16 protein-coding genes and 1 pseudogene are annotated in these 22,044 nt (G+C 43.5%); 14 read left to right on the top strand and 3 right to left on the bottom strand.

What is annotated here, in order from left to right; translation table 11 throughout:
- Positions 1 to 5 precede the first annotated feature (5 nt).
- Positions 6 to 2,297, top strand: a complete 2,292-nt coding sequence (hypF, locus tag CSW98_RS00960; RefSeq protein WP_100798579.1) for a carbamoyltransferase HypF — start codon at positions 6 to 8, stop codon at positions 2,295 to 2,297.
- 18 nt (positions 2,298 to 2,315) lie between these two features.
- Here hypF and CSW98_RS00955 read toward each other — a convergent pair whose 3' ends face one another.
- Positions 2,316 to 4,814 (bottom strand): bifunctional diguanylate cyclase/phosphodiesterase, encoded by a 2,499-nt coding sequence (locus CSW98_RS00955; RefSeq protein WP_100798578.1) that lies wholly within the window; start codon positions 4,812 to 4,814, stop codon positions 2,316 to 2,318.
- A gap of 573 nt (positions 4,815 to 5,387) precedes the next feature.
- On the opposite strand from CSW98_RS00955, the gene CSW98_RS00950 reads away from it, so the two are divergent.
- On the top strand, positions 5,388 to 6,968 hold the full coding sequence (locus CSW98_RS00950; protein WP_232733456.1) for a methyl-accepting chemotaxis protein: 1,581 nt from the start codon (positions 5,388 to 5,390) through the stop codon (positions 6,966 to 6,968).
- Positions 6,969 to 6,979: 11 nt separating this feature from the next.
- Here CSW98_RS00950 and CSW98_RS00945 read toward each other — a convergent pair whose 3' ends face one another.
- The gene (locus CSW98_RS00945; RefSeq protein ID WP_198517266.1) at positions 6,980 to 8,575 is read right to left on the bottom strand and encodes an alpha-amylase family glycosyl hydrolase; all 1,596 of its coding nucleotides are present in this window, start codon (positions 8,573 to 8,575) and stop codon (positions 6,980 to 6,982) included.
- A 362-nt stretch (positions 8,576 to 8,937) separates the two neighbouring features.
- Here CSW98_RS00945 and CSW98_RS00940 point away from each other — a divergent pair, with 362 nt between their 5' ends.
- The 12 genes from CSW98_RS00940 to CSW98_RS00885 all read left to right on the top strand — a co-directional run bounded on the left by CSW98_RS00940 (position 8,938) and on the right by CSW98_RS00885 (position 21,726).
- The gene (locus CSW98_RS00940) at positions 8,938 to 9,162 is read left to right on the top strand and encodes a hypothetical protein (protein WP_100798575.1); all 225 of its coding nucleotides are present in this window, start codon (positions 8,938 to 8,940) and stop codon (positions 9,160 to 9,162) included.
- Between the two features lie 16 nt (positions 9,163 to 9,178).
- Positions 9,179 to 9,739, top strand: a complete 561-nt coding sequence (locus CSW98_RS00935; protein WP_100798574.1) for a hypothetical protein — start codon at positions 9,179 to 9,181, stop codon at positions 9,737 to 9,739.
- 208 nt (positions 9,740 to 9,947) lie between these two features.
- Positions 9,948 to 10,325 (top strand): iron-sulfur cluster assembly accessory protein, encoded by a 378-nt coding sequence (locus CSW98_RS00930; RefSeq protein ID WP_100798573.1) that lies wholly within the window; start codon positions 9,948 to 9,950, stop codon positions 10,323 to 10,325.
- Positions 10,326 to 10,329: 4 nt separating this feature from the next.
- Complete coding sequence (sufB, locus tag CSW98_RS00925) at positions 10,330 to 11,793, top strand: Fe-S cluster assembly protein SufB (protein ID WP_100798572.1); 1,464 nt, start codon at positions 10,330 to 10,332, stop codon at positions 11,791 to 11,793.
- A 23-nt stretch (positions 11,794 to 11,816) separates the two neighbouring features.
- Positions 11,817 to 12,563, top strand: coding sequence for a Fe-S cluster assembly ATPase SufC (gene sufC, locus CSW98_RS00920; protein ID WP_100798571.1), 747 nt, complete (start codon positions 11,817 to 11,819; stop codon positions 12,561 to 12,563).
- Entirely contained in the window at positions 12,538 to 13,644 is a 1,107-nt protein-coding gene (gene sufD / locus CSW98_RS00915; protein ID WP_100798570.1) for a Fe-S cluster assembly protein SufD, read from the top strand. The genes sufC and sufD overlap by 26 nt, the downstream gene beginning before the upstream one ends.
- Positions 13,641 to 14,867: a SufS family cysteine desulfurase gene (locus CSW98_RS00910; RefSeq protein WP_100798569.1), complete on the top strand. Its 1,227-nt coding sequence runs from the start codon at positions 13,641 to 13,643 to the stop codon at positions 14,865 to 14,867. Before sufD ends, CSW98_RS00910 begins: the two co-directional genes overlap by 4 nt.
- Positions 14,867 to 15,280, top strand: a complete 414-nt coding sequence (locus CSW98_RS00905) for a SufE family protein (RefSeq protein ID WP_100798568.1) — start codon at positions 14,867 to 14,869, stop codon at positions 15,278 to 15,280. Before CSW98_RS00910 ends, CSW98_RS00905 begins: the two co-directional genes overlap by 1 nt.
- A gap of 114 nt (positions 15,281 to 15,394) precedes the next feature.
- Positions 15,395 to 17,242 carry an ABC transporter ATP-binding protein gene (locus CSW98_RS00900; protein ID WP_100798567.1) on the top strand — a complete coding sequence of 616 codons (1,848 nt, stop codon included), beginning with the start codon at positions 15,395 to 15,397 and terminating at the stop codon, positions 17,240 to 17,242.
- The gene (locus CSW98_RS00895) at positions 17,235 to 19,055 is read left to right on the top strand and encodes an ABC transporter ATP-binding protein (RefSeq protein ID WP_100798566.1); all 1,821 of its coding nucleotides are present in this window, start codon (positions 17,235 to 17,237) and stop codon (positions 19,053 to 19,055) included. The genes CSW98_RS00900 and CSW98_RS00895 overlap by 8 nt, the downstream gene beginning before the upstream one ends.
- A 113-nt stretch (positions 19,056 to 19,168) precedes the next feature.
- Positions 19,169 to 19,831 (top strand): TetR/AcrR family transcriptional regulator, encoded by a 663-nt coding sequence (locus CSW98_RS00890; RefSeq protein ID WP_100798565.1) that lies wholly within the window; start codon positions 19,169 to 19,171, stop codon positions 19,829 to 19,831.
- 383 nt (positions 19,832 to 20,214) lie between these two features.
- Positions 20,215 to 21,726 carry a hypothetical protein gene (locus CSW98_RS00885; protein ID WP_232733455.1) on the top strand — a complete coding sequence of 504 codons (1,512 nt, stop codon included), beginning with the start codon at positions 20,215 to 20,217 and terminating at the stop codon, positions 21,724 to 21,726.
- A 63-nt stretch (positions 21,727 to 21,789) separates the two neighbouring features.
- Here the strand turns inward: CSW98_RS00885 and CSW98_RS17840 are convergent.
- Positions 21,790 to 22,023, bottom strand: a pseudogene (locus CSW98_RS17840) (SAM-dependent methyltransferase); the annotation flags it as partial.
- Positions 22,024 to 22,044: the final 21 nt, after the last annotated feature.

Raw genomic sequence — 22,044 nt, 5'->3', positions numbered from 1 at the left:
CCAATATGCAGATGAAAGGAACGGAGATCAGAGTCAGAGGAAAAGTTCAGGGCGTTGGCTTTCGTCCTTTTATCTGGCAACTGACACAGGAATTTCACCTGAAAGGAGAGGTTTTTAATGACGGTGAAGGGGTTATTATCCGGCTGACCACGAAAACAACCGGTGGACAGATAGAACGATTCCGTCAGGCACTGCTAACCCGGTTGCCGCCTCTTGCCTGTGTTGACTCGCTGACAATGGCGGAATATAAATGGACGGACTGGCCAGATAACTTTCGGATCACTGCTTCCGCCACAACTGCAATCAATACCCAAATCGTACCGGATGCCGCTACCTGCCCCGCTTGTCTGGCTGAATTACATGACCGTACCAACCGGCGCTACCGGTATCCTTTTATCAACTGTACGCATTGCGGACCAAGGTTTACGATCATTCAGGCCATGCCCTATGACAGATCGAATACCGTCATGCGCCATTTTCCACTCTGCCCGGCCTGCGATTCAGAATACAGAAATCCGGCGAATCGCCGTTATCACGCTCAACCAACCGCCTGTACTGAGTGCGGTCCCAATGTGTGGATAACGAATAGAGAGGGCACTCAACTGCCAGGACACTGGCTGACACATGCCGTCAATGCACTGAAGCAAGGGCAAATCATAGCGATTAAATCAGTCGGTGGTTTTCATCTGGTCTGCAATGCCTGCGATAATAACGCAGTGGCTACCCTCAGGCAGAGAAAACAGCGCAGACATAAACCCTTTGCCATTATGGCTGCAAATATCAATGCGGTTCGGGATCTTGCCTGTTGCAGTCAGCTTCAGCAGAAAATACTGACTTCCGGCATGGCGCCTATCCTGCTACTGAAGAAAAAAGCACCGACATCACTGGCTGATAATATAGCCCCAGGTCTGGCCGAAATCGGTATTATGCTTCCCTCCAATCCACTTCAGCATTTGCTTGCCAGAGCTTTTCCTTATCCACTGGTCATGACATCAGGCAATGCCAGCGGATACCCTCCAGCCATAGAAAACAAAGCCGCACTGGTGACCCTGGGCCATCTGACGGATCGGTTTATTCTGCATAATAGACCGATCATACAGCGCTGTGACGATTCCCTGTTACGGGTTGATAACCAGCATACAGAAGTCCTGCGCCGTTCAAGAGGGATGGTGCCGGATGCGTTGGATCTTCCTGAAGGTTTTCCGGATGCCGATGGCTATCTGGCCTACGGTGGCGACCTGAAAAGTGCTTTTGCCATCGGGAAAGGACGAAAGATCATTGTCAGTCAATACCTTGGTGACTTGAGCAATGTGAATATTCAGCAACAGTACCAGCAAACAATACGCCACTATACCTCTCTCTACCAACTGAATATCCAGCACCATGTCGCTGATCTGCACCCCGGTTACTTCAGTCATCAACTGGCCGAAAAACAAGCCGCATCCTCCTCAGAGATTACCTTTGTCCAGCATCATCACGCACATATCGCCGCTTGTCTGATAGAAAATAACCGGCAGCCGGGTAATCGTCCGGTACTAGCTCTGGCGCTGGATGGGCTGGGGCTGGGAGATGACCATACTTTCTGGGGCGGAGAGCTGTGTATTGCTGATTATCAGAATATGCGGAGAATCGGGGGTATCCCGGCAATCCGGCTATCTGGAGGCGACAGAGCAGCCAGAGAGCCGTGGCGGGCTTATTATGCGCATCTCAGAACATTTTTACCACAGCTAACAAAGCAAGAACTGGCTGCACTGCTGCCTCGCAAGCCAATCCAGCAGCTAAACACCGTATGGACGAAAAATATAAATACCCACACCATACGTTCTGCCGGGCGGTTATTCGATGCTGTTGCCGCTTCACTCAACATCATAACGGATACCGACCCGCTGGAATACGAGGGACAAGCCGCCTGCCATCTGGAAGCAATAGCCCGGCAGCATCACTCCGGGACTGATCCGCAACTGACTATTCCTCTGAATGAGCTAACGTTGGATCTGAGGCGTTTCTGGGGCAGCTGGCTGAAACTAACCGGTAGTACAGCAGAAAAAGCCTGGCTATTTCATCATGCGCTGGCTGACGCCTTGGCAAGCATGGTATTAAAAGCACAGAGCCAATACGCACTTAATGAGCTAGTCCTGACCGGAGGAGTATTTCACAACGCTCTCCTCTCGTCATTACTCAGAGAAAAATTGTCACGTAAAATTCACCTGCTGGAGCACAAAGACTATTCCTGCGGGGATGGAGGACTCGCTCTGGGGCAGATTGCTATTGCTCTCCTGCACAACGGAAAAAACTAACCCCATTTTATTTTCCGCTTACAGTACGCTGCCATATCTTTCTGTCAGTACCTGCACAGACAGCGGCCGATCAAAATAGAAGCCCTGCACATAATCACAGCGATGTTCAATAAGCCACTCAAACTGCTTCTCCGTCTCAACCCCTTCTGCCACCACACGCATATCACATGATTCACTGATCGCTATAATCGCTTTGACCAGAGAACGGCTCTGTTCACTTATCAGTATCTTATCGATAAAGCTGCGATCTATTTTAATCTCACTAATCGGTAAGTTATTCAGATAACTCAGAGAAGAGAAGCCGGTACCAAAATCATCCAGTGAAATACCAAAACCAAGACTTTTCAGCTCCTGTAAAACCGGCTCTACGGCTTCGTAGTCATCTACCAGCACATTTTCCGTGACTTCCAGTGTTACCCGGTGAATATCAATACCAATCTGTCGGACGATCTCTTGTATTTCACTGGAAAAATTCGGTAGCTTCAGCTGAACCGGTGAAATATTAACGGCAAGTTTAATTGCTTCCAATCCGTTAGGAGAAAAGTTGAGGACATCCAGACAAGCTTGCCGGAATACAAACAGACCAATATCATGGATAAGATCCAATTCTTCAGCAACAGCAATAAATTCAACCGGAGAAATAGCGCCCAACCGACTGTTATTCCAGCGACATAAAGCTTCAACACTGACCAGTTTTCCTGTCTCTGTATCCATTTGCGGTTGATACAGAACACTGATTTCATTTTTTCTCAGAGCACCTCTAAGTTGCTCTTCCAGTACAAACTCGTATTCAACCTGCTGTGCAATAGAGGCATCAAAAAATAATACAGCCCCTTTCTGCTTATTTTTAGCACGGTAAAGGGCAATGTCAGCATTACTTATCAGCTCTTCTGCCGTCATTGCATCTCTGGGGTATGTTGCCACACCAATACTGCAACTGACTTTAACTTTCCGCCCGTCAATAATAAGCGGATCATCCAGAACATCCTGAATACGCTGAATTTTCCCCTGAACATCGGCTTCACGGATCAGATTCGGAAAACAGAAAATAAACTCATCTCCGCCAAACCGGGAAATGTTTTCATTCTTATCCAGCAAGATTTCCAGTTTACGACTGACGACCCCAAGTAACTTATCACCGGCAGAATGCCCATACAGATCATTAATTTTTTTAAAATTATCCAGATCAACCAGAACAACGGCAACGGACAGCCCGGTCACATCTGCATCTTTAATCGCCCGGCGAACAACCTGATTAAACTGAATCCGGTTTGGCAGATCCGTCAGAGAATCATACAAAGCCATATGCTGCATCTGGTTTTTAGTTGAAATCAGCTCGTAAAAATCCCGGTTTATTTTATCCTGAAAATTCCGGAACCTTTGTGCCACCTCTCGTCCAAGGAACAGAGCAAACATTCCCATCGTCAAAAGGATCCCAAAACTAAAAATCAGGATCCGGGTCAATTCCTGATCGTTTTGCTCTTTTAATACCACTTCTTTCTTCTGTAAATAGTCGTCCACTTCCGACAAATAAATGCCGGAACCTATCGCCCAGTCCCAGTCATCAATCCAGCGTACGTAGCTTAATTTTTCATTACTCGTCACCATACTCGGATGGAAAAAACTGTGATAATGTACAAAACCTCCGGCTTTTCCCCCGTCTCTGGCAGTATTTATAATATCCTGGACAGAATAGTGCCCTTCAGCATCCTTATAATTGTATCGATCCTCTCCAATGGAATAACTGTCCTGATGAGCAAGTATTATCCCATTTTCATCTATCACAAACACATAGCCTGATGCGCCATACCTGATTTCAGACAACCAGCGAAGAATCCGTTTTTTCTCATCAGATTCATAATCTGCCACATACTCTCCGGTACCGATAAACCAGTTCAGCGGCTCCACATGCTTAACAAAGCCAATCTTTTCATAGTCTGTCTGCAAGTCCTGTGGCTTATAAAACCACCAACGGTGATACCCTTCCTGTTTATTTGCTGCAATAGAAGCCATATCCTGAACAATGTAGGAATCCCTGCTGTCTTGCATATTCCAAAGACTGCTTCCTTCCATATCCGGCAAGGGTGGTAACATGACGTTAGTACCATCCATAGAATAAATGAAAAAGTAGCCACGACCATTATTGAATCGGATATTACGCAGAGCAGAAGTGATCAGTTTCGTCAACTGTTCTTTAGGCAAGTCGGCATGCTCTTCATAGATACTGAGTATCAGCGCATAGGCTTCATAAACTCGTTCCTTCAGTTGGGTTTTTACCTCATTTTCTGTCTGATTTTTCCGGTAAAGCAACTGCTGAGTAAGGTTATCGATATGGTTCTGCACCTGCTGCTTTTGCTGTTCAACATAATCTTCCCGCAATGAGTTCAGATTATGCTGAGCCTCAATCCGGTTATCATGAATCATTACACCAATAATGATGAAGCTTGCCAGAAAGATGATAGTGGCCGGCACTAATTGAATGATTCGTAATAAATTTCTATTATCAACTTTTTCCATCTATACAGCTCTTATACAACCCGAAACGTCCTACCAGAGTATAGAACAGTGAATATTGCACCGAATAATTTCGCCTAATGTTACCTAAACCAGTTTCTGATTATGCTACCTTTGTCACTCTTTGGAACATAACGATACCCTAAATTGACAAACAATACAGTTTTGTGGCTATATTTCAATAGCTTATTCTATTGTAAATCTCAGTAATTTTTATTCATTCTGTCAGGTTATACCATCAACAATGAGCCGGCTTCCGTCCCTCTGCCTGAATCTTAAATGAGATCCGGGTCATAGCCATCAGCGCCATAAACATGGACAAAACGGCCATAAATAGCGGCTGTGATTTCAATCACTTATTTCTACGCATTATATATACTATTATTAATAAAATTTAATAGCGGATAACACAGTGTGAGAAGCATATCTTTTAAATCAAAACTCATTTCTATCGTCATTTTCGTTATATCTTTAGCAATAATCACCTCTTATTTCAGTGTCAATTATTATATTAACCACTATATAAAGAATAAATATACTGAAAATGTCAACACGCAGATTGAATTAGTAAAAAAAATGCTGATAAACAATCTGGAAAGTGATATCAAACTTGCTGAAGCCAGTAATTTTAGTTTTGTTGAAATAGCGGAAACACTGGAAAAGACAGGTTTCAGCGATATTATACAAATCACTTATGGTATCATCTACAGTGATGAAGGTACTCTGATATCTAAAGAAGACAAAGAAAAGTATGGCACAATCCTCTCTGCAGCAGACGGGAAAACCTTACTGGGCGACGTCTTTATCCAGGATAATAAACCTGTGGTCACCATTACCATACCTAAAGATTCCAATGGCGGTAATATATTTTATGTTGACCTTAGTCCCATACAGGTATTGCTTAAACAAAGCAGTGGTAATGGCTATTATTTCCAGTTAACAGATGCACATGATAATACAATTTTTTCTAACAGAGAAGGGACAGACCTGATATCAATTAACCAGCCATTTACTGTTGCAGGGAAAGAATGGCATTTAACAGGATACATCGATAATACCGCCATTCAGGAAAATGTCAGCGCTCTGAATAAATCTATAACACTAGCCTTAATTATTCTGGCCGTCATTATTATTCCTTTAAGCCTGATTTTGATTCATAAATCATTCGCCCCTATTGTTAAACTCAGAGAATTAATTACTGACCTGAGTAATGGTGACGGTGATCTAACACAGAGGCTAAAAGTAGAACTCCAAGACGATCTTGGTCTGATAGCAGCGGGCATCAATCAGTTTATGGGAAATCTGCAAAAGATCATGCAAGAGGTCGCCTCTTCCGGAAGCCAAATCAATAATGAAGCTCACCAGTTAAAACAGCAGACTGATTCTAATCAGATATTGTTGCAGCGGCACACGGCAGAAATGGCTCAGGCCGTAGATTCCATTAATGAAATGAGTTCCAGTGCAGCTTCTGTAGCAGAAAACGCATCCATTACTGCCCGGCAGACTCAGGATGCCAACACAGAAGCGGAACAATCCAAAGCGGTTGTACAGCAGGTAGTTGATCAGATGAGTGAACTGGTTGAGGAAGTGGAACACACCTCTGAATCTATTATTGAAATGAGCAAAGATACCGAGCAGATTGGAGCGGTACTGAATGTGATCGGTGATATTGCCGAACAGACAAATCTGCTGGCTCTGAATGCGGCAATAGAAGCTGCACGTGCGGGTGAACAGGGGCGAGGATTTGCCGTTGTCGCTGACGAGGTCCGAGCGCTGGCAGCCCGTACCCAGAAAAGCACAGAAGAAGTGAATCAAATGCTGGCGCGCCTTACTTCCGGAAACAGCCGTGTCGTTAACAGTATGCAAGTCACCAAATCCAGTTGTCTGAAAACAGCAGAAACCACCTCTCAGGTAATGACATCTCTGGATTCAATGACAAATACAGTTGCTAAAGTAGCTGACCATATTACACAAATCGCCGCAACCGCCGAGGAACAGAATTCCGCAACGGCTGAGATCAATAAAAATATGGCTGCCATTCAGGACGTCGTACTCACCCTCAATACCAACGGGGAACAGACCTCACTCAGTACTCATCATCTGAGCGAAACAAACCGCAATCTGGTCGATATTGTCAGCAAGTTTAAGCTTGAGTAGAACATATTATTCTACTCAACTTTAAGCAGCCGCCCGGTCAGAGCAGGGACATCAACAGATGTTGTTCCTGATGATGTTGTGATTTCCTCACCCGTCATCAGGTCAACCAGCTTATCCGTAGCCTTAAGAGCACTCATGTTCAGATCAAATCTGGTATCACTATCTGCTGTATTCAATACATAAACAACCTGTTCACCTTGATAGGTTTTCAAATCGGCATATAGAGAAGAGGTAGTCAACAGGTTAGTCCGTCTACCGTTATACAGAGCCGGATTTTCACTACGAACCCGCATCAGCTTCGAAAGCCAGCTTTTCAGTGCTTTCTGCTCAGGAGTTAATACCACTCCGTCAGTGACACCTTCAATTTTTCCGCTGGAGCGGGCAACATGATCATCACACAATCCCCGTTCAACACAGTTTGAACTCACTTTGTACGAAAAATCAGGAACTTCATCTGCAATTTCCTCCCCATAATAGAAAGTAATGGGTCCAGAATATGCAGCCATAAAACTGAATGCTGCTTTATGCCGTTGTATAGTATCGCTCAAATGTCCCCGTTGGATCAGATCAGCAAAACGTACCAGATCATGATTACCCAGCATCAGATTTGGCATCGCATGAGGCGGATAATTCTCAATTTTGTTCCAATCTGCATTGAGCTTTGTTGCATCCCCTGCTGTACCAGATTCTTCAACCGCCAGAGCCTGAACCAGACCGTAACGTAACGGAAAATCAAATGCAGATTTCAAGGCCGGATGTGTCTCTGTACCATAAGCTGTCTCGGTTATATAACCGGCACTATTCCAGACCTCTCCGACCATATAGCCCAACGTTCCCCATACGCTGCCTTCTGCCCTGTTTTTAGCAGAAGCCGCTTCAACCGCCTGACGAATATTGGCCCAACTGTCTACCGGGATCTGATAAGCCTGATCCAGTCTCCAGCCGTCAATCTTATATTCTGCAATCCAGTACGTTGCTACTTCGGTAAAAAATGCCTCGCTCCCGGCATCCGGGTACACAACCAACTGTCCAGGATAACCTGAATCTCCAGCCTTCAGCTTAGGCATTTTCCCTGTCGGAGAGGATTTTAGCTGTGCTTTATTTGTGTGACCGAATACACCATCAAGCAGAACAAACAAACCTTTTTCATGCGCTTTATCTATCAGTTCTTTTAATTTTTTATTCGAGCCAAAATTAGGGTCAACATTAAAATAATCGCAAGCAAAATATCCTGTCGCATCCAGTTTTATATTACCGGCCTCACCTTTGCAGGAATCAAACACAGGTGTCATCCAGATAGCATTAACATTCAGACTCTTAATGTAATCCAGACTATCTATTACCCCTTGTAAATCCCCTTTATGGTGAGAGGTTCCATAGCCCTGATCATAGTTAGTCTTATTGTCGCCATTCACAAAAGACTCCACCATGACCTGATAAATTCGCAGATCACATGCATCATTCTGACCTTCATAACAGGCATAATTTACTTCCGGTGCAAAGCCGGTCATGTCTGAATCCAACCGGGTATCTGTCTTACTGCTACATCCGGCTATTCCGATTAATACAGTAAGAGGCAGTAAAAACTGAGTGAGTCCTGTTTTCATATTCAGACCTTTCTGATAGTTCAGATGGGGCATTTTTTTCAGCCGTAGGGTTGGCATCATTGGTTTCAAAGTAAGTCTCCCGTTTTTTCATTATGTGTATAGAGATATAAAATGATGTTCATAAACTAAGAAAATAGCGTGTCTTTAATAAAAAAGAATCCTCCTGAAAAAGATTCCCAAAGGAGTAGAAGAGAGGGCGTAGGATAAAATCAGATATAGGTCACATCACTCATTTAATTATACTGCCGCCATGCCCTAGAGACCTGAAACAGCAAATTATTGACTTTCTCTGGCACAGAATTTGTATATAAATTAAGCAAACCCTACGTTCAAAACGCTAAATTTGCGATGAGGGACAAATAATGTATAAACAACTACTGAATTCTCTGCGACAATATGCTCAGGCTCGTCTTTACGATGTTAAAAAACGAGGCGAATCACCAGAATTTGCCGCTCTACTGATAGAAAAATATACCGATGGTATGCTCACTGCGATGAAAATCCTGGGATTAGATGCCTATATGACCGCGATCAGAACCGAAGCCCAGAGCTTATGCATGAATATCTGGCCTAAATATCACAAATAAAAGGAATACCAGCCATATGTCTGACCTTACCCCGGAGCAGGAGTATGCCCTTACACAGTTCAAAGAAAGCCTTCACCTCCCCGGAAATGGCTTTCATGCAATGATTATTGAGCTGTGTAAAGAATATCAACTCCCTTTTCAGGCGGTGCGGACTGTGGTGATGAATTCTCAGGCTGATATAGAAAACACTATCAGGAGTGATTTTGAGCATGTAAATTATGATCAATTCACTAAGGCACACTGGATAGCTGTAATACGGGATCAGTTAAGTGAAATGGCCGGTAATAATAAGCCCCTGATGGAAAAACTTATCGCCAGTGACCGTTACTTACGGGTAAAAGACAAACTCTCCAAAGCAGATAGCAGCGAAACCGGACGGGAACAGATCCGGGCACTACTCGATGATATATACGAATATGAAATCTGTAACCCGCTAAAAGCCATGTTACGTACCAGCAGCCTGTTTTGGGCAGTAAAAAGTAATCTCGCTGAGATGACACAGGAACAACGACAGAAATTCAGCGACTATCCTGAATATATGGCGGCTACTGAGCATTTACTGAAACTGATAGACTAAGGCCAGCCTTTCCACCAGAGATCACCGAAAACAGATCTAACCGCATGTCCGGTTTTAGTTGACCGCTATATATCCTGCTGTTCTGATCTTATCTGAAGATACAAATGTATTTGTTATGATTATTTAGCCATACGCAGAACATGGTTGAATTAAAGTTGATAGTCATTATCATCTAGCTCAGTTGAATAATCTTGTTCAGGGGAGCACGATGAGTATCGATAACCCAATCCTGGAAACAACACCTCAAGAATTTTCTCTGGAAACCGCAAACTGGAAAGGAATCACTCTAACCGCAGCAGCTGCCAACCAGATTAACCAAATATCCGGAACTCAACATCTTCACCTGTCGGTAAAACCATCAGGATGCACTGGGTATGCTTATGAACTTAAACTGATTGACTCACCTTCTGATGATGATCTCATGTTCGAATCGAATGGAGCGGTTATATACGTTGCCTTAAAAGCAATACCATTTATGGACGGTACAGAGATCGACTTTAAACAACAAGGACTCAATCAATCGTTTACATACGATAACCCTAACGTCAAATCGGTTTGCGGATGTGGTGAAAGCTTTGGAGTATAAACCCATGAATGAAGTTAATATGGTTTCCGGCTTAGATATCAGCCAGCACAACAACCGCTATAAAGAAGGTTTTTATACTCAACTGGACAATGACACCCTAGCAAAGGGAATCAATGAAGATGTTGTCCGGGCGATATCTGCAAAAAGGAATGAACCAAAATGGATGCTGGAATTCCGTTTAGAAGCCTACCGAATTTGGACTCAGATGGAAGAGCCACATTGGTTAAAAGCAGAATACACACCGCTTGACTACCAAGACTACAGTTACTATTCCGCTCCGGTTTGTGCTAAATGCGCGGCTTCAACTTTGAATGATGGGGCTAATAATTTTCTTACTTCAGAAGTAGAAGATGCATTTACCCAACTTGGAGTTCCAGTCCGAGAAGGCGCCAATGTCGCCGTCGATGCTATCTTTGATTCAGTTTCTGTTACTACAACCTACCGAAACGAACTCAAGGAGCAAGGAATTATCTTCTGCTCTTTCAGTGAAGCCGTTCAAGATCACCCGGATTTGGTCAAAAAACATCTGGGTACCGTGGTACCACCCAGAGATAACTTTTTTGCAGCACTCAATGCCGCCGTAGCATCAGACGGCACCTTTGTGTATATACCTCCCGGAGTACGCTGTCCCAGAGAACTTTCTACCTATTTTCGTATTAACCAAGCTAAAACCGGTCAGTTTGAAAGAACCCTCTTAGTAGCCGATAAAGGTGCCTATGTCAGCTATATAGAAGGTTGCTCCGCTCCAATTCGTGATACCTATCAGCTCCATGCCGCTGTTGTGGAAGTCATTATTCAGCAGGATGCCGAAGTCAAGTATTCTACGGTTCAAAATTGGTTTTCCGGTGAAGAAGATTCTGAAGGCGGTATTCTAAATTTTGTGACCAAACGAGCGATATGTGAAGGTGCCAACAGTAAAATGTCATGGACGCAATCAGAAACCGGTTCGGCCATTACATGGAAATATCCAAGTATTATTCTCAAAGGAGATAACGCCATCGGTGAATTTTTCTCCGTTGCCCTTACGAATGGTCATCAGAAAGCCGATACCGGCACCAAGATGATTCATATCGGCAATAACACTCGCTCCACCATTATTTCAAAAGGTATATCTACCGGAAAAAGTGAAAATAGCTACCGCGGTCTGGTCAAGGTGCTCCCTACGGCAAATGGTGCACGCAACTATACTCAATGTGATTCAATGCTGATCGGTCAGGAATGTGGTGCACACACTTTCCCTTGTATCGAGGTAAAAAATAATTCCGCTCAGATCGAACACGAAGCCACCACCTCAAAAATAGGTGAAGAACAGCTGTTTTACTGCATGCAACGCGGTATTACTGAAGATGATGCCATTTCTATGATTATCAACGGTTTTTGCAAAGACGTTTTTTCAGAATTACCACTGGAATTTGCAGTAGAAGCGCAAAAACTACTCTCCATTAGTCTTGAACACAGCGTAGGCTAAAAACTATATCGGATATTAATACCATGTTAGATATAAAAAACCTGCACGTCAGTATTAATGATACTGAAATCCTGAAAGGTATCGACCTGACAGTTCGACCCGGTGAAATTCACGCTATTATGGGTCCTAACGGCTCAGGAAAAAGTACATTATCTGCGACCCTTGCAGGAAAAAATGATTACGAAGTCACTCAGGGACATATTTATTTTAAGCAGAAAGAACTTACCGAACTTGATGCAAAAGAACGAGCAGGTGAAGGGATCTTTCTTGCGTTCCAGTATCCGGTCGAAATTCCCGGCGTCAGCAATAAGCTGTTTTTAAAAACTGCATTGGATGCAATACGCAGCTACCGAAATTTGGAGCCGCTCGACAGGTTCGATTTTAACGATCATCTGGAAGAAAAAGCCCGTCTTTTAAAAATGCCGGTTGAACTTTTGGAGCGTTCTGTAAACGACGGTTTCTCTGGTGGAGAGAAAAAACGTAATGATATTTTACAGATGGCAGTCCTTGAGCCATCGCTCTGTATTCTGGATGAAACCGATTCTGGTCTGGATATTGATGCTTTAAAAGCGGTGTCTGACGGTGTCAATGCGTTAAGAGATACAAACCGTTCTTTTATCATTGTCACCCATTATCAGCGCATTCTGAATCATATCCGCCCCGATTATGTACATGTATTGTCTGACGGAAAAATCGTTAAATCCGGTGATGCATCACTGGCAAAACAGTTAGAGGCAAAAGGTTATGGGTGGATTATTGACAATCAATAATGTGCAGACGATGCTGGCTCTGAAGACACTGCCTATCGATGCCTACCGTTTGGTATTTATTAACGGATGTTACAATGCACATCATTCGGACAGTATGTACCCTTTCAGGGTTGACCATATTAAAACGGTAACAATGCCGAATATAAATGCATCAGCTATAAATTCTGAGTTTTTCTCTCGACTGACGGATGCGGCTATCCACAATAAAACCGTTGTCCACATCCCTGCATGTAAAAAACTCGACAAACCTCTGTATTTTGTTTTTCTGAATACAGGCGAAGAAGATTCTGCCATCAGTTCGTGTGTCTGTCTGACTATCGGCTCTGAAGCAAATGTCTCTGCTATCGAGCAGCATATTTCTCAGGACTCTGCCTTTGGAGTTACATTGTCACGTATGATCACCCATGTTGAGGACGACGCCCACTATTCACACATAAAACTTATTGAGGAAGGCAAACAACAATTACATTTTGGTCATAATGCTCTCTCTCTTAGTCAATACAGCCGAGCCGAAAGTCAGACCCTGATGCTAAACGGTGAATTTATTCAGCATCACACCAGCGCCGAATTCCTCCGTGAAGGCGGAGAGCTAACTATCGATAGCCTCGCATTACCAGGAAACAAGCAGACTTATGATTTCCGTACCTTCCTGCTTCACAAAGCGCCACACTGTCGGAGCAGACAGCTACATAAAATCATTGCAGGAAAAGAGGCCAATGGACTATTCGATGGCATGATCAAGGTTGAAAAGTATGCTCTTAAAACCGATGCTCAAATGGATAACCACAATTTGCTCACTGACCATCAGGCTGAAGTGAACAGTAAACCAACGTTGGAAATCTATGCTGATGATGTGAAATGTAGCCACGGTTCGACAACGGGGCAGATCAGCGCTGAACAAATCTATTATTTACAAACCCGAGGAATCCCCAAAGCACAAGCCCAACATCTTATTATTAATGCTTTTGCACACGAGATCAGCGACAGGATAGAAGACGATAAGGTAAAAATCCGGGTAAAAGAAAAAATCGATAGTCGCTTGAGCAGTTGTCTTCATCCGGAAGAACATTCCGTCCGATGAATAAGTTAAACAGTCCTTGGAGAACAGACTTCCCTCTTTTGAATACTATCACAGATAAGCCATTGATCTATCTGGACAGTGCTGCTACGGCTCAAAAACCCTACTGTGTCACAGAAAGAATGCAACATTTCTATCATGAAGAGTATTCCACAGTACATCGCGGCATTCACCATCTCAGCTCTGTTGCAACACAGAACGTAGAAGATGTCAGACGAAGTATCGCCAGGTTTATTCATGCCGAGTCAGCGTCCAACATTATCTTCACTAAAGGATCGACTGAGGCGATTAATCTGGTAGCAAACACTTTCCCGGTGATTGCCTGTGAAAGGGGTTCCGAAATTATCATTACAGAAATGGAGCACCACGCTAATATTATTCCATGGCAGATGGCGGCACAGCGCTATGAACTCAAACTTATCATATGGCCTGTCAGAGATAATGGCACTCTGGTATTGGAAGATTTATCCAATCTGGTGACCGATAAAACCAGATTGATCGCACTTAGCCACGTATCAAACGTTCTCGGAACAGTAAACCCGATCCGTTCAATTTGCCAGTGGGCGAAATCTAAGGGAATCGCAACCTTGGTAGACGGTGCTCAGGGCATTATGCATGAAACGGTTGATGTACAACTAACCGGCTGTGATTTCTATGTATTTTCTGGTCATAAACTCTATGGACCAACAGGCACCGGCATACTCTATATCAGCGACCAATGGCTCGAGAGCCTACCTCCCTGGCAAGGGGGCGGAGCCATGATCGAAGATGTCGACCTGACACAAGGTTGTACTTATCAACCGGCTCCCTGGAAATTTGAGACAGGAACCCCCAATATTACCGGTATACTCGGGCTGGGTACCGCTGTTCAATATATTGAGACAATAGGGTCAGAACAGATACAAACATATGAAAATGCCATCATGGATTATGCATTAGAACAGTTGACCACAATTTCATCACTCACCTTATTATCACCACCACGTCCGGTTCACACGGGTGTCATTTCATTCAATCTGGGAGAACATCATGCCTTTGATGTCGGTAGTTTTCTGGATAAGTACGGTATCGCAATCAGAACCGGGCATCATTGTGCCCTTCCTCTGCTTAAAAGATACAAACTATCAGCAATATGCAGAGCCTCTTTTGCACTGTATACCGACCAAAGTGATATTGATGCACTTGTAGACGGTCTGAAAAAAATTGAACAATTACTGGGAAAATAATGACTCCGGAAAAAGTGACAAAAAACTTTAATCGCTGTAGCAATTGGGAAGAAAAATACCTGTACCTGATTGAATTAGGTGAACGTTTTTCTACCCTGCCAACCACAGAACAAATACACGCCAATCAGGTACAAGGGTGTCAGAGTCAGGTCTGGCTTACTCTGGATTATGCTGATGGATTAATACATATCAATGCCACCAGCGATGCCGCTATAGTTCGCGGTTTGCTGGCTCTTATCATTATTGCCTATAACGGTCAGCCAGCAAAACAGATAGATGGATTTGATCTGTTCGCCTGGTTTGGTGAAATAGAGCTACAAGAACATTTGACCCCAACCAGAACCATAGGGCTCAATGCTATTATTACCCGAACCCAAGCATTGATCAGAAAGAATATTTCTCCCCTCCCATAAGCAAAATTCAGTAAGAATACTATTTACATGTTATTTGCAACACAATGTTGCAAATAACATGTACAGGATCAATAATGACATCCATTCTCATTTACATAGAACAAGGAGTAATCTATGAGTGTGACTCTGGATAACACTAACGAAGATGAAGAAACACGTCTTCACTCTTCTGAAGATAAACAACAATCAGTAAATTACTTAGCCTGTATGGATTTAATCTGGCCAATACTGAAATCTCAGCAAGGGAAATTAGTTTTCGCTGTAATACTGGCAACACTGTCTGTCGGATTAGAACTGGTACCTGTTTATGCTATTTATCTGATGCTACAGCAAGCCGTTGAACATACACTCCATTCACATACTGCTCTTTTGTATTTGACAACGGCTTTGATATCCATCCTGGGCGGATACTTATTCATGGGGGTCACCATGACCCAATCGCATCTTATCGCTTTTGAGACCCTCTACCAATTGCGTCTGAAAATTGCCAATCACCTAGCCCGGCTTCCGCTTGGGTATTTCAGTCACAAAAAAAGTGGAGATGCCAAAAAACTTCTGATTGATGATCCGGAAAAGCTGGAACTGATTATCGCACACGGTATTCCTGAAGGAATCAGTGCAATAACTACCTGGTTGGCCGTTTCCATCTGGTTATTCTGGATTGACTGGCGCATGGCTCTGGCCGCCGTCATCATTACTCCAATATCGTTCTGTCTGCTGGTTATGGGGATGCAAAGAGGTGCCCGTTATGCCTATCCGTATCAATCAGCGGGACAGACAATGAATGCATCTATTGTTGAATATCTGAACGGTCTTCCTGTTGTTAAAATATTCAATCGTTCCCGGGAAAGTTATCAAGAGACGGGTGAAGCCATCAAACATTATGCTCAGATCGAGAAACAGTGGGCCAGTGCTTACCTACCTTTGGGGGGGACTTTCTTTAGTCTGGTGTTGAGTAATGTGGTATTTATCATCATCCTTGGAGCTATACTGGTCATGAACCAGAGCTTAGATACTCTGACCTTTGTCTTTTTTGTTATTGTCGGTGCCAACTACAGTCGTCCCTTGCTGAAACTCTTCCACTTATTCCACGAACTGGCTCATATCAGTATGAGCTCACAGCTTGCCACCGATGTACTGAATACGCCCGAACAACCGGATACCAAACGCTGGACATCCTTACGGGATCATAAAGTAGAGTTTTCCGACGTCTCCTTCAAATACGATAATCACAATGTATTAAATAACGTCAGTTTCATCGCAGAACCGAATCAAATCACCGCTCTTGTTGGACCATCCGGAGCGGGAAAAAGCACTTTAGCCAGCCTGATCCCCCGATTCTATGACATAAACGATGGTTACATCACGATAGGTGGCGTTAACGTGAAAGAACTTTCCCTTGAACAACTGATGGATACCGTCTCTTTCGTATTTCAAGATACGTTTTTATTCAGTGGCAGCATCGCTGATAATATTCGTTTCGGCTGCCCAGATGCTTCAGAAGAAAATATTACTCAAGCTGCAAAAGCCGCACAGATCCATGACATGATTATTTCACTGCCTGAAGGTTATGCAACGACCATCGGTGACAAAGGAAGAAAATTATCCGGAGGGGAACGCCAGCGTATTGCCATAGCCAGAGCTATTCTTAAAGATGCGCCGGTTATCATTCTGGATGAAGCTACCGCGTTCACTGACCCGGAAAACGAAGCACTGATCCAACAAGCCGTTGAGTCTTTAACTCAAGGAAAAACCGTTATCATTATTGCCCACCGGCTAAATACCATCCGCGATGTCGATCAGATTGTCGTGATTGATGATGGAAGAGTCGCTGAATGTGGGACTCATACCGAATTGCTCAACAATCAAGGGACTTATCTACGTTTGTGGAACGATTTCTGTACCCTACGCACAGATAGTCACCAAAATTCTCTTATCTCTGAAGGAGCACATCATGTCTAACACCACACAAACCTTGTCTGATGATAATGAACTGCTTTGTGAAGAGAATCCCTCTACTCATTCTGACTGGCAGAGTCTCCACCGCTTATGGCAACTCGCTGGGCCACTAAAAACGCAAGTTGCAAAAGGAATTCTCTTCCGTTTTATACAATCATTTTGCCTTGGACTGGGCTATGGTGTTGCTATTTTAATGGTCACCAGTCTTGTTGCTGATGATTTCATACCGACCACCGAATGGTTAACTTCCATTATTTTTTGGGCTGTGCTTTCTCTGACTGGACAAGTGGTATTCAGTTTCCTGTCTGCCCGGCAATGCTGGTTTGCCAGTTTCCAGTTAGCGCGTGATTTAAGGCTAAAGATGCTGGATAAACTAAGAAAATTACCGCTTGGTTTTCATTTCTCCCAACATAGGGGGGATGCCGTCACCATGATCACGACCGATATGCAGATGATAGAAAGTTTCCTTTCCGACGGTCTTCCTCGCATTGCCGAAGCATCAGGCCTTCCTATTGCAGTCCTGCTGTTCCTTCTCTATCAGGATATTAACCTATTCTGCGCCGGTGCTGCTTCTATTGTTCTTGCCCTACCGGTATATCTGATTACCAGCCGACATATGGCTAAACTGGGACTTGAACGTCAAGATATTCAAGCTGCCGCCTCTGCACGAATGATTGAATATGTTCAGGGAATGAGTGTTATCAAAGCCTTTAACCGTATAGCAAAAGGTCAGGAAGATTTTCGTCTGGCTCTGAGTGAATTCAGGACTCTTTCCAACAAAATGGTTCGTCAGCTAACCTTTCCTCTGATTATTTTTGGAACCCTTATCATGCTGGGCATACCATTGATAATGTATGCCGACAGCGTTTTACTGCTTTCTGATGAGCTGCCTCTGGCCACCTTCATTACCGCATTAATGTTAATTTATGCCCTATACAGCCCCCTATTGGGATTAATTCCTGTGATGGAACAGACTCGTCTGGCTGATGCATCATTAACCCGAATTGATAGGATACTGACTGAACAACCGCTTCCCGAACCTATAATTGGAAAAGAGCCCGATAACTGCAGTATCGATTTCCATAACGTCACTTTTGGTTATCATGCCGACGTTCCAGTATTGAACGAACTCTCTTTCTCAACCGGAGAAAATACCATGACTGCGATAGTCGGTCCTTCCGGAGCAGGCAAAAGTACTGTTCTGAATCTGGTTGCCCGATTCTGGGATCCCAATGCCGGAAATGTTTCCATTGGTGGAGTAGACATTCGTGACATCAAGGCAGAAACACTCAATACACTTATTACCGTCGTTTTTCAGGATGTATTTCTTTTCTCAGGCACCGTGCTGGATAATATAACGTTAGGTAAGAAAAATGCGACGATGGCGGAGGTTAAACATGCCGCTTGTATGGCTCAAGCTCACGATTTTATTATGTCACTTCCAAATGGCTATCAAACTCATATCAGTGAAGGCGGTTCGACGCTTTCCGGAGGGGAACGCCAGAGACTGTCGATTGCCAGGGCTATTCTCAAAGATGCCCCCATCGTGATTATGGATGAAGCGACCGCAGCGATTGATCCAACCAATGAACTGGCCTTCCAGAAAGCGCTGCAGGCATTGACAGCACATAAAACTGTTATTGTGGTTGCCCACAAACTGTCAACGATCAGCAATGCAGACCAAATCGTTGTGTTGGAAAGTGGAAAAATAATAGAAAAAGGCACACACCAAACACTGGTTAAACAATCTGGCCTATACTCAGATCTTTGGAAACGCTGGACTCAAGCTGCGGATTGGCATATTCGTCACCACTAAAGTGTCACTGAGACGAAAATATCCATTTGCCAGCACAAGGCGTGTTGATTAAACTATCAGCACGCCTTCTCTTCACTATTGTACGTATCTTATCCAGCTGTTAAACAAGAATAATGACGATAAAGCATAAATCCGATCTATCCGTTGGCCGGCCGGCCAGAATCTCCCGGGAAACTATCGCAGAAGCGGCACTGACTCTGGGGTTAGATAAAGTTACCCTGAAAAAAATAGCCATTCATCTTGGTGTAGATCATTCATCATTATACCGGCATGTAAAAAACCGGGAAGAGATTATCTATTCAGCCTTCGATCTTGCTATCTGTCAGCTTTCTCTTGATAACACAGCAACGGACTGGAGAGCCTATTTGCATCACCTTGCCTGCTCACTGTGGGAGTTGTATGCGAAATATCAGGGATTAGCCTCAACCATTCGTGCTGCTGACCGTACCCCTCCAGCGGCTATTCGTCTATTCTCTACAACCTGCTACAAACTGGAGGGGATGGGTTTTAGTGCAGAAGACGCGGCATTAATCATCGACAGTATTATCGATATGACCACTGACAGTGCTTCAACCTGGCAACAATTACTCATCCCCAATAAACAAGGCCAGAAAGCCACTGAACGTTTAAGCCATTCCTGGCAAATTGCCAGCAACAGCCGTACGGCAAAACATGTTGAATATGTTATCAGTATTATTTCCGGTGAACCTAAGCAATGGTGGCTAAAGAAACTAACCCTGCTGCTTGCAGGTGCTGAGACAATGCGGCAGGGTTAACAGGTTTAAAAATATCTCGGGCTCTTACAAATCAGGTAAAAAAACTACTTGGACATATGCTGGTCTTTGCTGGTAAAGGGGCTAATGTCGCTATAGAGCTAACCGAAAATTTATCCGCTGGGTTTTCAAAGTTACCATTGGACACCTTAACAGCACCGCCTGTGAAGCACTAAAATCACAGGACTAAATCAACCAACAAGGAACCCGAGTATCCGGATACTCAGATACACCTTCATCTGTCGATGAGCATATTAATATTCAATATGAAATTGATTTTTCTGTTTTCCCAAAAATTCTCAATACTGATACTTTATTATTCTCAAATATACAATATTCTACTCATCACTTATTAAGCTAATGAATACATTGTGAGTAATTATTATATGAAAATAAAAAAAAACGCCCTACTTACAGCAATAACACTAGTGTTATCGGGTTGTCATCATAGTTCAAGCGATAGTTCCGGTTCGGCCTATTCTGCCCAAGCAATTGACGGATATCTGATAAATGCAGAAGTTTACCTCGACGTAAATGAAAACGATACAATAGACGCAGGAGATATACAGCTTGAAAATACAGGTACTGACGGCTCCGTTGCAATTGATGCTGAAGGCAGCCAATATCCAATCATTGTGCGGGCAGTAGCAGGAAGTACTTATGACAGCGATACCGCTGGTCTGGTAAAAGAAACCTTTGAAATGTACGCCGATGCAGGTTCCAGTGTAATATCTCCTTTTACAACCATCGTTCATACTTCAGATCTCACTTTATCTGATCTGGCAGCAGAATTAGGCGTTGATGAAGAGCTGCTTAGCGGCAATTATCTGGAAGATACATCAACTACCGCAGATGCTGTTCATCTGACAGCACGTTCAATTACCAGCGTACTAAAAGAAGCACTGAGTAGCTCTATCAATAATAAAAGTACCATAAAAAACTCTGTAGCCACTATTGTGAACGCGGTAAATAACGCAGTAAACGATGGTGACGATCTTGATAGTATCGTGATTGACAGTAGCGGTAACAGCAATAGTTCCCCTTCCTCTTTTTCTGATTTTTTCACCAAACTAGATACCGACAGCAGCCATGAAACTTTTGATTATGGCAATACTTTTATGCAGCTTCCAAGTAATCCATATGAACTAGGAAATGCTGATATGGGTGGCCTATCATTTACTGACACCACAATAAGTATTAGAGATAACTCAGGTGAAGTGACCAACAGCTACCCTGTAAATTATAATGAGACACAGAATGCCTATTCATACAATGTCGACGAAAACAATGTAACAACAGATGTTCTTTTCCGGGGAAATGAATTTGCCGTGATTTCACAGCCAAAAGTTTCTCTGCTGGTAGATCTTAGCAAATTCAACGACTATAACGATGATGTGGACTCTGAAACTCTTGACTACTACTGCTTTTCCAGTGATGACCTAGCAGGAAAAACTTATTACCTGATTTACGATAATAGTGATGATACCGCTGTTCCTGATCCGCAGTACATTACCCTAGCTTTTGGTGAATACAGTGAGGTTATGCTAACTGGCTCATCTTCAGGTAATGCCGTGTCTATTACGCAAAACGGCACAACCACAGAATCCACCTGGTTATTAGCAGATACACCTTCTACAAAAACGGGTATATTTAGTTATGAACTTTATATCAATGATCTAAACCTTCGTATATCCAACCTGGTTACAGATGAAACTGCCAGCAACAGCACTTCTATTGTATATATCCGAGACGCCGAAGATGGTAGCTACTCATATTATATAAGCGACAGCAGTGTTTATACTGGAGGGTTGATGACGACCAACAGAACACTGGCTGATAATTTATATGCAAAATGGAAAGTAGCCGCAGCAAAGATTGGATCAAGTACTGATGACTAATAAAACAGAAATCTAAGCATAATAATCAGGCGCTGATCCCAAAGATACGTGTGAAATTTGTCTTCACCATTCCGGGATCAGCAACCGGCTCTTTACCCCTTTGACCTGTAGCCCCATAGCATCAAAAACATCCTCAAAATCACATACCCGAGGCGATCACATACCCGAGGCGGAAAATGGGCAAGGACATGGAGGCTTCGATAAAAAATTTCTTCTGCCATTGACCACTATCCCCCACGCAAGTTGCCACCAGTCAAGAATACGCTTTCTGGATGCATTAAGGCGACCGGTGGCAGGCTTGTGACCCTCCTAGGGTTG

Origin of the sequence: Vibrio sp. HA2012 (assembly GCF_002812955.1) — a bacterium.
Lineage (GTDB): Bacteria > Pseudomonadota > Gammaproteobacteria > Enterobacterales > Vibrionaceae > Vibrio.
Note: the sequence above shows the minus strand (reverse complement) of the source record. Positions and strands in the feature narration are given on the sequence as shown.

Bases quoted from the DNA above. Each gene is read 5' to 3' on its own strand.
- CSW98_RS00930 (WP_100798573.1), top strand. From the start codon at position 9,948: ATGAGTATCGATAACCCAATCCTGGAAACAACACCTCAAGAATTTTCT.
- sufD (WP_100798570.1), top strand. From the start codon at position 12,538: ATGGGTGGATTATTGACAATCAATAATGTGCAGACGATGCTGGCTCTG.
- CSW98_RS00890 (WP_100798565.1), top strand. From the start codon at position 19,169: ATGACGATAAAGCATAAATCCGATCTATCCGTTGGCCGGCCGGCCAGA.
- CSW98_RS00945 (WP_198517266.1), bottom strand. From the start codon at position 8,575: ATGAAAACAGGACTCACTCAGTTTTTACTGCCTCTTACTGTATTAATC.
- CSW98_RS00940 (WP_100798575.1), top strand. From the start codon at position 8,938: ATGTATAAACAACTACTGAATTCTCTGCGACAATATGCTCAGGCTCGT.
- CSW98_RS00910 (WP_100798569.1), top strand. From the start codon at position 13,641: ATGAATAAGTTAAACAGTCCTTGGAGAACAGACTTCCCTCTTTTGAAT.
- CSW98_RS00885 (WP_232733455.1), top strand. From the start codon at position 20,215: ATGAAAATAAAAAAAAACGCCCTACTTACAGCAATAACACTAGTGTTA.
- CSW98_RS00955 (WP_100798578.1), bottom strand. From the start codon at position 4,814: ATGGAAAAAGTTGATAATAGAAATTTATTACGAATCATTCAATTAGTG.
- CSW98_RS00905 (WP_100798568.1), top strand. From the start codon at position 14,867: ATGACTCCGGAAAAAGTGACAAAAAACTTTAATCGCTGTAGCAATTGG.
- CSW98_RS00935 (WP_100798574.1), top strand. From the start codon at position 9,179: ATGTCTGACCTTACCCCGGAGCAGGAGTATGCCCTTACACAGTTCAAA.
- hypF (WP_100798579.1), top strand. From the start codon at position 6: ATGCAGATGAAAGGAACGGAGATCAGAGTCAGAGGAAAAGTTCAGGGC.
- CSW98_RS00895 (WP_100798566.1), top strand. From the start codon at position 17,235: ATGTCTAACACCACACAAACCTTGTCTGATGATAATGAACTGCTTTGT.
- sufC (WP_100798571.1), top strand. From the start codon at position 11,817: ATGTTAGATATAAAAAACCTGCACGTCAGTATTAATGATACTGAAATC.
- CSW98_RS00950 (WP_232733456.1), top strand. From the start codon at position 5,388: ATGCTGATAAACAATCTGGAAAGTGATATCAAACTTGCTGAAGCCAGT.
- CSW98_RS00900 (WP_100798567.1), top strand. From the start codon at position 15,395: ATGAGTGTGACTCTGGATAACACTAACGAAGATGAAGAAACACGTCTT.
- sufB (WP_100798572.1), top strand. From the start codon at position 10,330: ATGAATGAAGTTAATATGGTTTCCGGCTTAGATATCAGCCAGCACAAC.